This window comes from Blastococcus sp. OS1-29, assembly GCF_057628075.1.
In genome coordinates this window covers 77,049-92,298 of sequence record NZ_JBXXJK010000008.1, presented here as the reverse complement: position 1 = coordinate 92,298, position 15,250 = coordinate 77,049, and the positions used below count along the sequence as shown (strand labels likewise).

Below are 15,250 nucleotides of genomic sequence, written 5' to 3'. Positions count from 1 at the left end.
CCCCTCAGGGCCGCCTGCTGTCAAGCAATCCGCCCGCCTGCGGGCGATCGGGTGTTCAGGCCCCAGCCTCTCGTCCGCGGCGTGGCGGCAGAGGGTTGACGCCGCGTCCCGCCGCATGCTTGATTATCGATTGTTGTTCGTGAGGACCGTCACAGGCTCTCGCCGCACAACTCCCGCCGCTACGGCACCGGACCTACGACTCACGACGGAGTGGGCATGAGCGACGACAAGGTACTGGCGACCTTCCACGGGGACGACGAGTTCCCCGTGCAGTGGCAGGAGGGTCAGCAGGAGCTCTTCTGGGTGCACGACGACCTGCACATCCCCAACCCGATCTCCCCCATGTACGCCGACATCGGCGGCTGGTGGCTGAAGTGCGACTACATGTTCCGCCGCTTCGGGACGCCGTTCGCCGCCGACTGGATCTCCAAGATCGTCAACGGTTACGTCTACACCGCCGCCATCCCCGCGACCCCGGGCCTGTCGGCCGAGGCGTCGGAGTACGGCACCCGCTACACCCCGCGCGTGCCCCTGGACCCGCAGGACCCGGCCGAGCTCGGCGCGTACATGGGCTGGACGCTGCCCTACTACGCGGAGAACTTCCTCGACTGGTGGCGGGACCGGCTGCGCCCGGAGATGGAGCACAACTTCGTCCGGTTCGACGAATACGACTACGACGGCGCAAGCCTCGTCGAGCTCGCGATCCTGCTCGAGGACGCGATCGACATGCACGACCGGCACTGGTCGATCCACTGGGTGCTCAACTTCGCCCAGTTCTCCTCGACCCTGGCGCTCAACGCCGCGGTGGCCGCCGCGAAGGGCGACGGTGACCACTCCTCGCTCATGGGCCGGCTGCAGAGCTCGACGGTCAACCGCAACTGGGACTCCATCGAGGAGCTCTGGAAGATCAAGGAGAGCGTCAAGAAGGAGCAGGGCGACGTCGCCCGCGCCTTCGAGAAGGCCACCGCCGGCGACGTCATCCGCGCCCTGCAGGGCACCGACGCCGGCCGCGCCTTCCTCGCCGAGCAGATCGAGCCGTACCAGAAGGCGTTCGGCTTCAAGTCGATGTACGCGCACGAGTTCTCGTTCAAGACCTGGCGCGAGGACCCGACCCCGATCGTCGAGGCGATCCGCGGCTACCTCGAGAGCGACTACGACTACCCGGCCGAGCTGCAGTCCGTCGCCGACGACCTGGAGAAGGCGAAGGCCGAGGTGTTCGAGGGCGTCGAGCCGGGCCCGGCCCGCGACGAGCTGGAGCGGGCGCTCGAGCTGTCGCTGCGGATGAACCCGCTGACCCCCGACCACCACTTCTACATCGACCAGGGCACCAACGCCCGCGTGCGGCTGGTGCTCGTCGCGATCGGCCGCAAGCTCGTCGCCGAGGACCGGCTCGACGACCCCGAGGACGTCATGTACCTCAAGTACAACGAGCTGCGCCGCCTCATGGCCGGCAGCAACTCCTTCGACGCCAAGGAACTGGTCGGCGACCGCCGCGACGCCCGCGAGGACGCCTACGAGGTCCGCCCGCGCGACTGGATCGGCACCGCCACCGAGGCGTCGGTCGGCTTCCCGTACTGGTCGCTGTGGGCCTTCCCCGAGAAGCTCAACCGGCCGGCGCCCTCCCACGAGGGCGAGATCCCCGGCCTGCCGGCCTCCGCCGGCGTGGTCGAGGGCACCGCGCGGGTCGTCCTCTCCGCCGAGCAGTTCGGCGAGGTGGAGCGGGACGAGATCGTGGTGTGCCGCATGACCAGCCCCTCCTGGGTCGTGCTGTTCACCAAGATCGCCGGGCTGGTCACCGACGCCGGTGGCATGGCCAGCCACCCCGCCGTCGTCTCGCGGGAGTTCGGCATCCCGGCCGTCGTCGGCACGTCCGACGCCACCCGGCGGATCAAGACCGGTGATCGCATCCGCGTCAACGGGTCCACCGGCCGCGTGGAGATCGTCGGCGACGTCCGCAGCGCGCCGGCGCAGGCGCTCTGAGGCCCGATGACCGCCACCCTCACCGAGGAGACCGCCGTGCCGACGCCCGCCGCTCCGCTGGTGCTGCCGTTCGCCGACCCCCGCTGCCAGGTGGTCGAGCTGACCGGCGGCAAGGGCGCCAGCCTCGCGACCATGACCGCGCAGGACCTGCCGGTCCCGCCCGGCTTCGTCATCACCTCGGCGGCCTTCGCCGCCGCGGTCGACGAGGAGTCCCTGCGGGAGGCCATGCGCCGCAAGGACGTCGAGGCCGCCCGCGCGCTCGTCGCCGCGGCGCAGCCACCCCGCGAGCTGATCGAGGCGGCGTTCGCGGCGCTGAAGGGCCTGGTCGCCGTCCGCTCGTCGGCCTGCGCCGAGGACTCCGACGGCGCCAGCTACGCCGGCCAGCAGGAGACCTTCCTCAACACCGACGGCCTCGAGGCGGTGCTGCACAACGTCGTGGAGTGCTGGCTGTCCTTCTTCACCGACCGGGCGGTCTTCTACCGGCAGGAGAAGGGGTCGCTGGAGGACGTCGCCATGGCCGTCGTCGTGCAGCAGATGGTCGACAGCCAGAAGTCCGGCGTCCTGTTCACCGTCGACCCGGTGCACGGCCGCAAGGACCGCATGGTCGTCGAGGCCGCCCGGGGGCTCGGCGAGGCGGTCGTCTCCGGCGAGACGACGCCGGACAACTACACCCTGTCCCGCGAGGGCGTGGTGAAGAAGTCGAAGATCGTGGACGCCGAGCCCGTGCTCGCCGACGACGAGTGCGCGGCGCTGGCCCGGATGGGGCAGAAGCTCGCCCAGCTGCACGGCTGCCCGCAGGACATCGAGTGGGCCTTCGACGCCGATGGCGACCTCTATCTCCTCCAGTCCCGCCCGATCACCACCATCTAGCGCCCGTGAAGTTCGTGACCTACGCCGTCGGCGGCGCGCCCTCGCGGGTGGGCCGGCTGGACGGCGAGACGGTGCTCGACGTCGGCTTCGACGGCGACATGGTGGCGTTCATCGAGGCCGGGGCGCCGATCGGGGACGAGCGGGCGGTGGCCGGCGCCCGGCTGCTCGCGCCGCTGGTGCCACGGTCGTTCCGCGACTTCCTCGCCTTCGAGGGGCATCTGAAGAACGCGTACAAGAACCTCGGCCGGGAGGTACCGGCCGAGTGGTACGAGGTGCCGGTCTACTACCGGAGCATGGGGACGACGGTCATCGGTCCGGACACCGTGCTGCCGTGGCCCTCCTACAGCCGCCAGCTCGACCACGAGCTGGAGCTCGCCGCGGTGATCGGCCGGCCGTGCCGTGACGTGGCGGCGGCGGACGCGCTCGACCACGTCTTCGGCTTCACGATCTGGAACGACATGTCCGCCCGCGACGTGCAGCGCCGCGAGCTGCCGGTCGGCATGGGCCCGGCCAAGGCGAAGGAGTGGGACGGCTCCAACGTGCTGGGCCCGTGCATCGTCACGTCGGACGAGATCGACCTCGACACCCTCGAGCTCGAGGTGCGGATCAACGGCGAACGGTGGGGCGGGGACCGGATCGCGGCCATGCATTACTCGTTCGGCGACCTCATCGCCTACGCGGCGCAGGACCAGACCCTGCTGCCGGGTGAGGTGCTCGGCTCGGGCACCGCCACCGGCGGCTCCGGCCTCGAGCTGGACCGCTGGATCCAGCCCGGGGACGTGATCGAGATGGAGGCCGGCCCGATCGGCGTCCTGCGCAACACGGTCGGCACACGCTCCACCCAGCCCCGAGCCACTCCCATCCCCGATCGAAAGGACCACTGACATGGCATTCGTCGTCGCAGCCACCTGGAAGGCCAAGCCCGGAGAGGCCGAGCGGGTCACCGAGGTGATCAGGAAGATGACGCCGCTGTCCCGGGCCGAGGACGGCAACGTCTTCTACCAGGCGCAGGTCAACCCGGAGGACCCGGAGACCTTCTTCCTGTACGAGCAGTACACCGACGCCCAGGCCTACGAGGACCACAAGGCCACGCCGCACTTCCAGGAGAACGTGTTCGGCTACATCCTCGAGTATCTCGCCGAGCGCAGCGTGAAGACCTACGAAACCATCGATGCCTGACGTCACCACGGTCGATCCGTCGACCGGGGAGGCGCTGGCCACCTACCCGGCCACGGACGTCGACGGAGCGCGCCAGGTTCTCGGGGCAGTGCACGCGGCGCTGCCGGCATGGGCCGCCCGTCCCGTCGGGGAGCGCGCCGAGATCGTCCGTGCGGTGGGCGCCCAGCTCCGCAAGCAGGCCGACGACCTGGCCGGGCTCATGACGGCGGAGATGGGCAAGCCGATCGGCGAGGCGCGCGCGGAGGTGGAGAAGTCCGCCACCGCGTGCGACTACTACGCCGACCGCGGCCCGGGGTTCCTCGCGCCACGCCCGGTCGACGTCGGCACCGGCCGGCGCGCCTGGGTGGGACACGAGCCGATGGGCGTCGTCCTCGCGGTCATGCCGTGGAACTTTCCGTTCTGGCAGGTGCTGCGCTTCGCGGCGCCCACCCTGATGGCCGGGAACACGGCGATCCTGAAGCACTCCCCCAACGTGACCGGCTGCGCGCTGGCGATCGAGCGGGTGATGACCGACGCCGGAGTGCCCGACGACGTGTTCCGCAGCATCGTCGTCGCGGAGACCGACGTGCCCGAGGTGAGCCGGGTGCTCATCGAGGACGACCGGATCGCCGCGGTCAGCCTCACCGGCAGCGAGGGCGCGGGCGCGGCCGTCGCGGCCGCGGCCGGCCGGGCGGTCAAGAAGAGCCTGCTCGAGCTGGGCGGGTCTGATCCGTTCGTGGTGCTGGCCGACGCCGACCTCGACCTGGCCGTGGCCGGCGCGGTCCGCAGCCGATACCTGAACTCCGGGCAGAGCTGCCTGGCCGCGAAGCGCTTCGTCGTGCACCGGACGGTGGCCGAGGAGTTCGGCCGGCGGTTCGCCGCGGCGGTGGCGGAGCTGCGGGTGGGGAACCCGCGCGAGGAGACGACTGCCGTCGGGCCGATGGCGCGGATGGACCTGCGCGACGGGCTGGACCGGCAGGTGCGCGAGTCGGTGGCGGCGGGTGCCACCGTGCTCGCCGGGGGCGCGCCTCTGGCTGGCCCCGGGGCCTTCTTCGCGCCCACCGTGCTGGTCGACGTGACCCTCGAGATGCCGGTCATGGCGGAGGAGACATTCGGTCCCGTCGCGGCGGTGATCCCGGTGGACGACGACGACGAGGCGGTGCGGGTCGCGAACGCCACCCGCTACGGACTGGGCGCCAGCGTCTGGAGCGCCGACCCGCAGCACGCGCTCGCCGTCGGTGGGCGGATCACCTCCGGCGCCCTGTTCGTCAACGCGGTGGTCGCCTCCGACCCCCGCCTGCCGTTCGGCGGCACCAAGCGCAGCGGCTACGGCCGCGAGCTCGGCGAGGCCGGCGCGCTGGAGTTCACCAACGCTCGCACCTACGTCGTCGGCGGCGGCGTACCCGACGGGCCCGCGACCGAGTGACGCCGTGATCTCGGCGTCCGCCCCCTGACCACACGGGGGCGGAAGCCGACCCCGATGACGGACACCGCTCAGGCCGTGCGGGGTCCCTGCCAGAGGTCGATGCCCGCGTCGATGGCGTGCTGGTCGATGGCGGCCAGCTCGTCGTCGGTGAGGGCCAGGTTCTCCAGCGCACCGAGGTTCTGGTCGAGCTGCTCGACGCTGCTGGCCCCGATCAGGACCGTCGTCACCCGACGGTCGCGCAGCGCCCAGGCCAGCGCGAGCTGGGACAGGCTCTGGCCGCGCTGTCGGGCGATGTCGTTCAGCGCCCGGACGTGCGTCAGCGCCTCGTCGGTGAGCAGGTCGGGCGACAGCGACTTGTCCTGGCTGGCCCGCGAGCCCTCCGGGATCCCGTCGAGGTACTTGCCGGTGAGCATGCCCTGCGCCAGCGGGGAGAAGGCGATGCAGCCGGCGCCGACGTCCTCCAGGGTGTCGAGCAGGCCCTCGGTCTCGATCCAGCGGTTGAGCATCGAGTACGAGGGCTGGTGGATCAGCAGCGGCGTCCCGAGGCCCCCCAGGATCTCCGCCGCCTTCGCGGTGTCCTGCGGCGAGTACGAGGAGATGCCGGCGTAGAGCGCCTTCCCCGACCGGACGGCGGTGTCCAGGGCGCCCATCGTCTCCTCGAGCGGCGTCGTCGGGTCGGGACGGTGGCTGTAGAAGATGTCGACGTAGTCCAGGCGCATCCGCGAGAGGGACTGGTCGAGGCTCGACAGCACGTACTTGCGCGACCCGCCGCCCTGACCGTACGGGCCGGGCCACATGTCGTAGCCGGCCTTGGTCGAGATCACGAGCTCGTCGCGGTACGGGGCGAAGTCGTCGGCGAGGTGACGGCCGAAGTTCGTCTCGGCCGAGCCGTAGGGAGGTCCGTAGTTGTTGGCGAGATCGAAGTGGGTGACGCCGCGGTCGAAGGCGCGGCGCAGGATCGCCCGCTGCCGGCCTGCGGGCATGTCGTCGCCGAAGTTGTGCCACAGGCCGAGGCTGATCGCCGGCAGGTCGAGGCCGCTGCGGCCGGTGCGCCGGTAGGTCATGGAGTCGTAGCGATCGTCGGCTGCGCGGTAGCTCATGGCTGCATCGTGCCCGGCCGGCGCCTCCACCGGTACCTGTGTCAGGCGGTAACCGCATACGTCCCGGCTCGTTGGGACAGGACGCCGCCCGCCGTCCCAGGAGTCCTGATGCGCCGACCACGCACTGCCGTCGTCCTCGCCCTCGCGTTGTCCGCCGTCGTCGCCGGGACCTCCGGCGCGGCAGCGGCCCCCGGCGGCCCGACGCCGGGGACGCCGGAGTACCTGGCGCGCGACGCGCAGAACATCGCCGATGCCTACGGCCGGCAGACCGCTCCGGACGGGCAGCTGTCACCGGCGTACGGACTGGCGAGCGCGCAGTACCTCAACCCGGTCTTCGCCGCCGACCTGCAGGCACAGGCCGCCAGGCCGAACCGCCCGGCGCTCACGCCGGCCACGGCCGTGCCGGGCTGGAACAGCGGCAACCCCTACCGCAAGGACTGGGCGGGCACCCGCGGCACGATGACCGCGGTCTCGTTCACGAACCGGTACGGCGCGCTGCTCCAGGGCGACGTCTTCGCCCCGCTGCCGGGCGCGCACGACCCGTACACCGGCCGGGAGCTGACCGGCCCGTTCCCCGGCGTCGTCATCACGACCGGCTCGGTGCAGGGCAGCGAGCGGATGTACTGGTGGCTCGCGCAGGACCTGGCCGAGCGGGGCTACGTCGTCCTCACCTACGACGTGCAGGGGCAGGGCCGCAGCGAGACGTTCCCGCACACCGGCGACGCCCTGGACCTCCCCTACTGCGACCTCTCCGCGGCACCGCTCGCCGGGGAGCAGACCTCCTGCCCCGGTGCGCCGTCCCAGCAGACGTCGAACTTCGTCTACGGCACCGAGGACGCGATCGACTTCTTCCTCTCGACGCCCTCGGCTCCCTACGGCAACCCCGGCGCCGGGAGCGCCACGGTCGACGCCTTCAACCCGCTGTGGCAGAAGTTCGACCGCTCCCCCGACCCCGTCTCGGCGACGCCGGGGCGGACGACGCGGCTGGCGCTGGTCGGGCACTCCCTCGGCGCCCTCGCCGTCTCCTACGTCCAGGGGGTCGACGACCGCGTGGCGGCGGTGGTCGCGCTCGACAAGCTCTCCACCACGGCGTCCATCGGCGGCGCGCCGGAGTTCGACGCGCAGGGCCCGCTGACCCCCGTCGTCCCCGGGCTGGGGGTGCAGTCGGAGTACGGCTTCACCGTCGCGCCCTACGTCGCCAACTCGGGTCTGTTCGACCCGGCCGGCGTGGGCTCCCCGACCGAGGCACCGGATCCCTACCGCGAGGAGAAGACCGGCTACCAGGGCTGGAAGAAGGCCGGCGTCGACTCGATGGTCGTCGTGCCCCGGGCCTCGACCCACCTGGAGTACACCGACATCGCCTACGTGCTGCCCGCGTCCCGGTACGGGCAGGACGTCGCCAGCCACTACACGCAGGCCTGGCTCGGCAAGTACCTGCAGCACGACCCGGCCGCCGACGACGCGCTGCTGGCGACCTCGTTCACCTACCTGGAGCCGACCAGCTCCGGCGCGTGGAAGTCGGTGACGCTGAACCGGGCCGACCGCCTCTCGTTCTACTTCTGCTCCGGTTACGACATCGGAACGGCGTCCGGCCGGCAGGTCGACGACGACGTCGCGGGCGTCGGCTGCGGCTGAGCCCGTCAGCCCAGCGGCACGCAGATCGCCGCGGGGTCGTCGGGGCAGACCGCCCCGCGCCCGAGCGCTCCGGGAACCAGGGTCCGTCCCGCGCCGGCGGGGTCGGACAGCATCCGGAGGTGCGAGATCTGGAGCTGCAGGGTCGGGAAGACCTCCGGGCGCCCCTCCGGCGTGGCCGGGGTGACCGCATGGTCGAGAACGACCCAGGCGGTGATCGTGGGGGCACCCGACTGGTTCCAGAACGTGTCCCGCGTCGGCAGCGGCGGGAAATCGGTGCAGTACACCTGATCGCCGCCGTTGGACTCGACGAAGATGCCGACGTCGCCGATGTCGGTCGGCGTGGCCGGCCCGGTGCTGATCTCGACGTGCGCGGCCAGCCCCGGCGGGGTGGCGAACCGGACCGGTACGTACTCCAGTGACGGGCCGTCGAAGTGGCAGGCCTCGGCGTCGGAGACGGGGGGCACCAGACCGGTCCGGGATCGATCGAGCGTGACGCTCAGATGGCCGCTCGGCGCGCCGCTCGACATCTGCAGGTCGGCGTCGACGACGGGCGGAGGTGGCGCGGGGGTCGTCGTGGCCGGTGGCGCGGCGGCGGTGGCGGACTGCGGCCCGGGCGCCTCGGGGTGGGAGAGGTCGTTCAGGAACCCGCACCCCGCCGTCGTCACCACGACGGCGACGAGCACCGGCACCACGCGCCGCACCCACTCCCCCTCGCCGTCGAGATCCGAGCCGGTAGCGTCTCATGACCTGGGGTCGGAACCGGCGCTGACCTCGTTCTCCGGCCGGATGTCACCCGAACGTGCTCGTCGAAGCTGCCGGGGGTAGACCTGCGGCGTGGACATCACCGAGCTGATCCTGACCCAGCACCACGAGCAGCGACGCACGTTCGCGTTGCTCGACGAGCTCGCCGACGACCGGGCCGCCTTGGCGGCGGTCTGGGAGCGGCTGACCGTCCTGCTCGAGGTGCACGCGAAGGCCGAGGAGCTGTACTTCTACCCCCGGCTGCTGGACGTCGGCACCGGGGGCGGCGACGCCGAGAGCGCCGCGAGCGAGACCAAGGACGCGATCAAGGACCACAACGAGATCCGTGACGCGATCTCCGAGGCCGCGAAGCACGAGGTCGGCTCCGACGCGTGGTGGAAGGCGGTCCGCGACTGCGACGAGGCCAACAGCGACCACATGGCCGAGGAGGAGCGCGAGGACCTGGTCGACTTCCGGCAGCACGCCGACCTGCAGACGCGGCACGACATCGCCGTCCAGTTCATCGTCTACGAGAACCAGCACGCTGCCCGTGGCATCACCCCGGAGGACGAGGACCCGGACACCTACGTCGCCGAGAACAGCTGAGCTGACAGCTCGGGGGCCTACTCTTCGGGACAACCGCACCACCGACGTCAGGAGGGTCCCGTGCTCCGCTTCCTCGGGTTGCTGCTGGTCATCTGGCTGGTGATCACCGTCATCGGCGCCGTCATCAAGGGCCTGCTCTGGCTCGCCGTCGTCGGCGCGCTCTTCTTCGTCGCCACCGCGGCGATCGGCTGGGTCCGGCGCGACAACAAGGCGCTGCCGCCGGGCCGCTGACCGGAGGCGCGTAGCCGCCCGGGCGGGGGCCGTCCGGGTCTAGGTTGCCGCGCATGCGGTTCGGTCCACCGGTCAGGTTCACCCGGGACGGGAACGGCGCGACGCTGGCCTACCAGGTCCTGGGTGAGGGGCCGGTCGATCTGGTGTTCCTCTTCGGCTGGCCGAGTCACGTCGCGCTGATGTGGGAGAACCCGGCGTTCGCCGACTTCCTGCACCGGCTGGCGTCCTTCTCGCGGCTGATCCTCTTCGACCGGGCCGGCAACGGGATGTCCGACCGCGGCCCGACCGGCCACGTCTTCGAGGACTGGATGGACGACGTCCGCACGGTCATGACGGCCGTGGGCTCGGAGCGCACGGCGTTCTTCGGCTGTCACCTGGGCGGCCGGCTGGCGCTGCTGTTCGCCGCCACCCATCCCGAGCTGACGACCGCAGTGGTGGCGTTCGGAGCCCACCCGGCGACCCTGCGGGACGACGACTACCCCTGGGGTTCGACGCCCGAGGAGCGCGCGCATCTCATCGAGATCGTCGGGGCCGGTGCACTGGAGGCCGACCGGCTGTTGTCCGACATCGCCCCGACGGACGCCGCCGATGCAGTCACGCGCCGGTGGTGGTCGACGTACTGGCACTCGGCCGCCAGCGCTCCCGAGTCGCGGGACGAGATCACCGCGATGGGGCCGGTGGACATCCGCGGGGTGCTTGCCGCCGTCCGGGCACCCGCCCTGGTGCTGCACCGCCGCGGTGACCGGATGGCCTCGGTCCAGGCGAGCCGGTACATGGCGGACCGGCTGGCGTCGGCGACGTTCCACGAGCTGCCCGGCGACGACCACTTCCCGTTCTTCGGCGACCAGGACACCGTCGTGGCGCTGACCCAGGAGTTCCTGACCGGCACCCTGCCGCAGGCCGAGCCCGACCGGGTCGTGCTCACCGTGCTGTTCACCGACATCGTCGGTTCGACGGCCCGGGCCACCGAGCTCGGCGACCGGCGGTGGCGCCGGCTGCTCGACGAGCACGACAGCATCGTCCGGGGGAACCTTGCGCGGTTCCGGGGCCGGGAGATCGAGACCACCGGTGACGGTTTCCTCGCCACCTTCGACGGCCCCGCACGGGCGATCCGCGCAGCCACCGCCATGCGCGACGAGCTCGCGGAGGTCGGCCTGGCGATCCGGGTCGGGCTGCACACCGGGGAGGTCGAGCTGGACGGCGACCACGTCCGTGGGATCGCCGTCCACATCGCCGCGCGGGTGCTGGCGCTGGCCGGCGACGGCGAGCTGCTCTGCTCGCGCACCGTGCGCGACCTGGTCGCCGGGTCGGGCTTCTCGTTCACCCCGCGCGGGAGTCACCGCCTCAAGGGCGTGCCCGACGAGTGGGAGCTGTTCGCGGCGGCCGTGACGGCGGGCTGACCGCGCTCAGCGGATCGTGGACGGGCCCGGGCGGAAGGCCGGGCCGTGCGCGCAGACGACGAGGGTCGCCAGGTCGAGCACCCGCTCGCGCTGCTCGCGCAGCTGGTCGCGGTCGGGAGCGTAGGGGTCGTCGGCCGGCCCCTCCTCGGTCCACCAGAGATGGGTCAGCGCCGCGACCTCGTCGGGCGTGCCGACGAGCGTGGTGACGTCCTGCGGCGTGTGTCCCGGGGTCGCCAGCAGCCGGATGCTCGGCGTCAGCTGGAAGCCCTCGGCGGCGCGGCGGGTGAACGTGTCGCCCTCGATGACGGACTGGAAGTCGTGCACCGGGACGACGGGGAACAGCGCGATGTTCACGGTGTGGTCGAGGTGGTGGTGGCTGACGACGACGTCCGTGACGTCCTCCGGCTCGACGCCGAGCGCGCGCAGCGGGCGCAGGATGAGGTCGCGGTCGGCGACCATGCCCGGGTCGACGACGACGACCCGGTCGGCGTCGCGGACGAGGCTCACCGTGCCCGCGACGTTCGGCATGCGGACGTAGCCCTCGACGAGGACGTCGAGGCGCGCGGTTCTCTCGAGGTCGGGCATGGCGCGGACGCTAGCGGACAGCGGTCAGCCCATCCCCGGCCGGACGAGACCGCACTCGTAGGCGAGCACCACCGCGTGCACCCGGTCGCGCAGCTGCAGCTTGGCGAGGATGCGGGTGACATGGGTCTTCACGGTGGGCTCGCTGAGGAACAGGGTCGCCGCGATCTCCGCGTTCGACCGGCCCTTCGCGATGAGCCCGAGCACCTCCAACTCGCGCGGGGTCAGGACGCCCAGCGCGTCCGGCGCGGCCGCGCCGGGCCGCGGCCGCCGCACGTAGTCCTCGATCATGGCGCGGGTGATCTCCGGTGCGAGGAGCGCGTCGCCTCCCGCCACGGTGCGGATGGCGCCGGCCAGCTCGCGCGGCGGTGCGCTCTTGAGCAGGAACCCGCTGGCCCCGGCCCGCAGCGCGTCGTAGACGTAGGCCTCCTGGTTGAACGTCGTGAGCATGAGGACGCGGGCCGGCGACGCGTGCCGCTCCAGGAGGAGCCGGGTGGCCGCGATGCCGTCCAGGCGCGGCATCCGGATGTCCATGACGACGACGTCGGGCCGTGTCGTGCGGGCGAGCTCCACCGCCTCCGCGCCGTCCGCCGCCTCACCCACCACGTCCATGTCGGGCTGGCCGGCGAGGATGGAGGCGAACCCGCCGCGGACCAGCGCCTGGTCGTCGGCGAGGAGCACCCGGATCATGCCGGCTGCGTCCGGGCCGCGGCGCTCACCGGGATGACGGCCTCGACGGCGAACCCGCCGCCCGGCCTTGGGCCGGCGTCCAGGGTGCCGCCGTAGAGGGCCACCCGTTCGCGCATGCCGATGAGGCCGTGTCCGAGGCCGGGATCGGAGGTGACGGCCCGGCCGTCGTCGTGGACGGCCAGCTCCACCCCGGCGTCGGCGTAGCGCAGGACGACGGTCGCGGACGCGCCCCGGGCGTGCTTGAGCACGTTGGTGAGTGCCTCCTGGACCAGCCGGAACAGCGCGACGTCGACACCCGGCGGCAGGTCCCGGGGGGTGCCTTCGACGTGGAGATCGACGCGGAGCCCGGCGTCGCGCACCTGGGCCACGAGCTCCGGCACCTGGGCGGCCCCCGGCTGGGGCAGCAGCGCGTCCGCCGGCGCGGCGCTCCGCAGCAGCCCGAGCATGTGCCCGAGTTCGGCGACGGCCTGCTGCCCGGTGTGCTGGACGGCACGCAGCGGCTGCCGCGCACCGGCGGGGTCGCGGTCGAGCAGGTCCTCCGCCGCCCCCGCCTGGATCACCATGACGCTGACGCAGTGCGCCACGACGTCGTGCAGCTCGCGGGCGATGCGTGCCCGCTCGGCGGCGACGGCGTCCCGGACCCAGGCCTCCTGCTCGTCGGCCAGGCGGCTCGCGCGCTCGCTCAGGGCGGCGTGGCTGCGGTCGCGCCGGCGCAGCCCCCGGCCGACCGCCGTCACCACCGCCAGGGGCACGACCGCGAACGGGACGTTCGCCGCCGTCCCGATGCTCGGCACCCGCAGGAAGAGGACGACGAACGCCACCACCGAGACCAGCAGACCGGACGCCGCCCGCTCGCGGTCGGCGTGCCGGACCACCGAGTAGGTGGCGACGAGCATCGGCAGGAAGTGGCCCCACAGCGTGATGGTGAGGACGACGAGCAGCTGGGGCCCGGCCACCGCGGTCGCGACGACGAGCATCGTGGCGAGCGGAGCGCGGCGCCGGAAGGCGAGCGCGGAGGTGGCGACGAGCGAGCAGAGGACGACGGCCCACTGCGGACCGAACCGCGTGGAGTTGTCGAGGCCGAGACGCAGATCGAGCTGGGCGAACGCCGTGACCGCGGCCGCGAGGGCGACGTCGGCCGCCATGCTCGCCGTCGGCCGCGTTCCCGCCATGCCGGGAAGGTAGCCGCCGACGGCGCGGCTGCGCGTCATCCCGTCGCATGACGCGGGGGCTACCCGGGTCGTAGCCCGGCCCACCGGTCCCCGACTGCGGGCCGAACGATGTCGCGACAGCGGATGGACGCCCCGCGGTGGCCCCGGGCAGCACAGTCGCCGTGCTTCCGCCCTCGACCCAGGAGAACGAGATGACCCGCACGACCTCCGACCCCCGCCCCTCCCCCGCTGCCGCCGTAGCCCCGCCCGGCGCCGACGCCCGGCTCGCCGGCCTGACGCTGATGGCCGGCTGCGTCCTGGCCGCGATCGGCTTCGTGGCCATCAGCCTCGCTGCGCCCGGGAGCGGCGACGACCGCTACGGCGATCCGCTGTGGCAGCCCCTGTACGGCGTGCTGCTCGCGGGCAGCGTGCTGGTGGTGCTCGGCCTCCCGGCGGTGCTCGCGGTGCACGGCCACGTCTCCCGCCGGCTGACCCTCGTCGGCTACGTGGGGGTCTTCGCGCCGCTGGTGATGCTCAACGTCGCCGAGACCACCATCGAGGCATTCGTCATGCCCTACCTGCTCCACCACGGGGGCATCCCGCAGGAGACCCCGGCCGGGCTCAACGCCTACGAGGCAGTGGCGCTGCTGCTCTACCTCGTGGGCAGTGTCTGCCTGGCGGTGGCCGTGTTCCGCGCCCGGGTGCTGCCGTGGTGGGTAGGGGCCGCCCTGCTCGCGTCCGTCGTGTCGGTGTTCCTCGTCCATGGCGGCCCGGCGGCGTTCATCAGCGACTACTTCGTGCTGGCGGCGCTGTTCTGCTTCGGCTGGTACGCGGTGCGCCCGCGGTCGGCTGCCTCCGTCTGACCGGCCGCGTCCCGGGGGCGCCAGCGTCCGGCGCGGAGCACCGTCAGGTCGTCGGGGGTTCCGTACAGCCGGCCCTCGTACGCCTTGACCGCGGCGACCAGGACGATGCTGACGACGACCAGCAGCGACCACGAGCCGACCTTCGCCGGGTGGACGAGCGTCCACACCGACGCCTGGGACGGGTACTGCCAGGCCCGTCCCAGGGTGGCGGCGTTCTCCGCGGCCCAGAGGAAGAAGCCGATGAGGACGAAGGACAGCGCCAGCGGCATCGCGTACCGGCGTCCGCCGACGGTGAAGTGCACCCAGGTGCGCCAGGTGGCGAGCAGCAGGGCGCCGGCCAGCGGCAGGCGCAGGTCCCAGATCAGGTGCGACGAGAAGAAGTTGAGGTACACCAGCGCCGCGACGAGCGCCGTCCGGCGCGCCCGGTAGCCGGTGATCCGCAGGTCGAACCGCCGCCACGCCTGACAGATGTAGCTGCCGACGGCGGCGTACATGAATCCGCTGTAGAGCGGCACGCCACCGATCGAGGCGGAGCCGGTGTCGGGGTAGGACCAGGAGCCCTGCCGGACCTTGAACAGCTCGAGCGCCAGCCCGACCAGGTGGAAGCCGAAGATCACCGCGACCTCGCGGCCGGTCTCCCAGCCGAGCAGCCACAGCGCCAGGGTGACGCCGAGGCTCCAGACCAGCAGCGCGTCGGCCGGGTCGACCGGCAGCGGGACGATCCGGACGACGGCCAGGCCGAGGAAGAACAGGACGGCGAACAGGCAGCACTGCGCCTCGACCCAGGCGAACCGCAGGAGCTGTCTCACCCGGAGGA

Annotated in this window: 16 protein-coding genes; 10 read left to right on the top strand and 6 right to left on the bottom strand. The window is 72.4% G+C overall.

The annotated features are described in order from the left end of the window. The first annotated feature begins 216 nt into the window (after positions 1-216). Genes AC2H4J_RS19865 through AC2H4J_RS19845 form a run of 5 tightly spaced genes read left to right on the top strand, consistent with a single transcriptional unit; the run spans position 217 to position 5,434 of the window. Positions 217-1,980, top strand: coding sequence for a PEP-utilizing enzyme (locus AC2H4J_RS19865; protein WP_487466632.1), 1,764 nt, complete (start codon positions 217-219; stop codon positions 1,978-1,980). Positions 1,981-1,986: 6 nt separating this feature from the next. Next, the gene (locus tag AC2H4J_RS19860) at positions 1,987-2,850 is read left to right on the top strand and encodes a PEP/pyruvate-binding domain-containing protein (protein ID WP_487466631.1); all 864 of its coding nucleotides are present in this window, start codon (positions 1,987-1,989) and stop codon (positions 2,848-2,850) included. A 5-nt stretch (positions 2,851-2,855) separates the two neighbouring features. Beyond that, positions 2,856-3,734 (top strand): fumarylacetoacetate hydrolase family protein, encoded by an 879-nt coding sequence (locus AC2H4J_RS19855; protein ID WP_487466630.1) that lies wholly within the window; start codon positions 2,856-2,858, stop codon positions 3,732-3,734. Position 3,735: 1 nt separating this feature from the next. Then, the gene (locus tag AC2H4J_RS19850) at positions 3,736-4,029 is read left to right on the top strand and encodes a putative quinol monooxygenase (RefSeq protein ID WP_487466629.1); all 294 of its coding nucleotides are present in this window, start codon (positions 3,736-3,738) and stop codon (positions 4,027-4,029) included. Next, the gene (locus AC2H4J_RS19845) at positions 4,022-5,434 is read left to right on the top strand and encodes an NAD-dependent succinate-semialdehyde dehydrogenase (protein WP_487466628.1); all 1,413 of its coding nucleotides are present in this window, start codon (positions 4,022-4,024) and stop codon (positions 5,432-5,434) included. Before AC2H4J_RS19850 ends, AC2H4J_RS19845 begins: the two co-directional genes overlap by 8 nt. 68 nt (positions 5,435-5,502) lie before the next feature. On the opposite strand, the gene mgrA is transcribed toward AC2H4J_RS19845, so the two are convergent. Next, positions 5,503-6,534, bottom strand: coding sequence for an L-glyceraldehyde 3-phosphate reductase (gene mgrA, locus AC2H4J_RS19840; protein WP_487466627.1), 1,032 nt, complete (start codon positions 6,532-6,534; stop codon positions 5,503-5,505). Positions 6,535-6,642: 108 nt separating this feature from the next. Between mgrA and AC2H4J_RS19835 the strand changes: the two genes are divergently transcribed. Beyond that, positions 6,643-8,169, top strand: coding sequence for an alpha/beta hydrolase family protein (locus tag AC2H4J_RS19835; protein WP_487466626.1), 1,527 nt, complete (start codon positions 6,643-6,645; stop codon positions 8,167-8,169). A 5-nt stretch (positions 8,170-8,174) separates the two neighbouring features. Here AC2H4J_RS19835 and AC2H4J_RS19830 read toward each other — a convergent pair whose 3' ends face one another. Further along, positions 8,175-8,870, bottom strand: a complete 696-nt coding sequence (locus AC2H4J_RS19830) for a hypothetical protein (protein ID WP_487466625.1) — start codon at positions 8,868-8,870, stop codon at positions 8,175-8,177. A 133-nt stretch (positions 8,871-9,003) separates the two neighbouring features. Between AC2H4J_RS19830 and AC2H4J_RS19825 the strand changes: the two genes are divergently transcribed. The 3 genes from AC2H4J_RS19825 to AC2H4J_RS19815 are packed head-to-tail and all read left to right on the top strand — an operon-like array spanning position 9,004 to position 11,147. Next, the gene (locus AC2H4J_RS19825) at positions 9,004-9,516 is read left to right on the top strand and encodes a hemerythrin domain-containing protein (RefSeq protein ID WP_487466624.1); all 513 of its coding nucleotides are present in this window, start codon (positions 9,004-9,006) and stop codon (positions 9,514-9,516) included. A gap of 60 nt (positions 9,517-9,576) precedes the next feature. Next, positions 9,577-9,747 (top strand): hypothetical protein, encoded by a 171-nt coding sequence (locus tag AC2H4J_RS19820; RefSeq protein WP_487466623.1) that lies wholly within the window; start codon positions 9,577-9,579, stop codon positions 9,745-9,747. A 53-nt stretch (positions 9,748-9,800) separates the two neighbouring features. Next, positions 9,801-11,147, top strand: coding sequence for an adenylate/guanylate cyclase domain-containing protein (locus AC2H4J_RS19815; RefSeq protein WP_487466622.1), 1,347 nt, complete (start codon positions 9,801-9,803; stop codon positions 11,145-11,147). A 6-nt stretch (positions 11,148-11,153) separates the two neighbouring features. Here the strand turns inward: AC2H4J_RS19815 and AC2H4J_RS19810 are convergent, their stop codons facing one another. Genes AC2H4J_RS19810 through AC2H4J_RS19800 form a run of 3 tightly spaced genes read right to left on the bottom strand, consistent with a single transcriptional unit; the run spans position 11,154 to position 13,591 of the window. Next, a complete protein-coding gene (locus AC2H4J_RS19810) occupies positions 11,154-11,732 on the bottom strand; it encodes an MBL fold metallo-hydrolase (RefSeq protein ID WP_487466621.1) in 579 nt (192 codons plus the stop codon). Between the two features lie 24 nt (positions 11,733-11,756). Beyond that, a complete protein-coding gene (locus AC2H4J_RS19805; protein ID WP_487466620.1) occupies positions 11,757-12,419 on the bottom strand; it encodes a response regulator in 663 nt (220 codons plus the stop codon). Further along, the gene (locus AC2H4J_RS19800) at positions 12,416-13,591 is read right to left on the bottom strand and encodes a sensor histidine kinase (protein WP_487466619.1); all 1,176 of its coding nucleotides are present in this window, start codon (positions 13,589-13,591) and stop codon (positions 12,416-12,418) included. The genes AC2H4J_RS19805 and AC2H4J_RS19800 overlap by 4 nt, the downstream gene beginning before the upstream one ends. 191 nt (positions 13,592-13,782) lie before the next feature. Here AC2H4J_RS19800 and AC2H4J_RS19795 point away from each other — a divergent pair, with 191 nt between their 5' ends. Continuing rightward, complete coding sequence (locus AC2H4J_RS19795; protein ID WP_487466618.1) at positions 13,783-14,433, top strand: hypothetical protein; 651 nt, start codon at positions 13,783-13,785, stop codon at positions 14,431-14,433. On the opposite strand, the gene AC2H4J_RS19790 is transcribed toward AC2H4J_RS19795, so the two are convergent. Continuing rightward, positions 14,361-15,242 (bottom strand): DUF817 domain-containing protein, encoded by an 882-nt coding sequence (locus AC2H4J_RS19790; RefSeq protein ID WP_487466617.1) that lies wholly within the window; start codon positions 15,240-15,242, stop codon positions 14,361-14,363. The two genes, AC2H4J_RS19795 and AC2H4J_RS19790, sit on opposite strands and share 73 nt — an antisense overlap. Between the last annotated feature and the right edge of the window lie 8 nt (positions 15,243-15,250).